Raw genomic sequence first — 1,115 nt, 5'->3', positions numbered from 1 at the left:
GGCGGCGAGCAGCGTGTCGTGCAGCTCCCACAGCAGGGCGCCGCACTCCGCGCGTCCGATGTCCCGCGCGGTCAGCCGTACGGTCAGGGTGTGCCCGTCCTCCTGGGAGCGGGCGTAGCAGCGCGGGCCGATGGTGGTGAACGGTGTCTCGAAGGAGACGGTCGGCTCTACCGGTTCCGCCTGCCGCACCGCCGCCCGCGTCCCGTCGGCGGGCGGTACGGCGACATGGTTGAAGGCGCAGGCCGCCTCGGGTGCCCCGGGCATGGCGGCGCGCAGAGCGGCGACCTCCCGCACGTCGTGCATCCCGTGCCGGACGGCGCGCAGGCTGCTCCAGTGCGCGGTGCGGGCCAGTGCGCCGACGTCTCCGTCCACCCCGGTCACGAGGGCGGGAACCCACTGGTTCATGGAGGTGACGAGGTCCCTCCAGCGCCCGGAGAACCGGTTGGCGCTCATCAGCCGGATCAGCAGCGCGTCGCTGCCGCACCTGCGGCCCACCGCGCGGGCGTAGGCGGCCAGTACGGCACTGGCGACGGAGACACCGGCCCGGTCGGCGAGCGCACGGGCCCCGGCGAGCGCCGCCTGTGAGCGGAGGGTGCCCTGCACCACCGCGCCGTCCTCGCGTCCGCCCTCGCGCCCACCCGGCGTGTCACCGCTCGCGGGCAGTTGGGCCTCCGGGGCCTGTTCGAGCATCCGCCTCCAGTGCTCGGCGGCGGCTCGCCGCCGACGCAGGCCGTCCGGCCCGTACTGCTCGGCCGCCAGGTCGGCGGGGCCCGGCGCGGGGGCGCCGAGGCTGCCCGGGGTGGTGAGTTCCCGCAGGAGTTCGCGGCGCAGCACCTCTTGGGCCCAGGCGTCGGCCAGGATGTGGTGTTTGACGAAGACGAGCTGGTCCGGGCGGTGCCGTCCGGCGCCGGGGGTGTGCCGTCCGGTGTCCGGGGTGTGTCGTCCAGCGTCCGTCGGGTGCCGCGCGGGCACCAAGTGGGCCCGCCAGCCGTTCTGTCGGCCCAGGTCGAAGGGTTCCGCGGCGCATCGCGCGGCGAGTTCGGCGCTGTCCTCGGCCGGTGTGACGGGGAGGGCGAAGGGCGCGGCATCCTCGTCGGCCGTCCACTGCCGGGGTG

At 75.9% G+C, this 1,115-nt stretch carries 1 protein-coding gene; it reads right to left on the bottom strand.

Annotated elements, in window-relative coordinates; translation table 11 throughout:
* On the bottom strand, window positions 1-1,115 hold a 1,115-nt coding region (locus AB8Z36_RS40225), incomplete at both ends, for a hypothetical protein (RefSeq protein WP_369218304.1).

The sequence above is a fragment of the Streptomyces flavofungini genome, assembly GCF_041028215.1.
Lineage (GTDB): Bacteria > Actinomycetota > Actinomycetes > Streptomycetales > Streptomycetaceae > Streptomyces > Streptomyces flavofungini_B.
The sequence above is the reverse complement of the archived record's forward strand: the minus strand, read 5'-3'. Positions and strand labels throughout refer to the sequence as shown.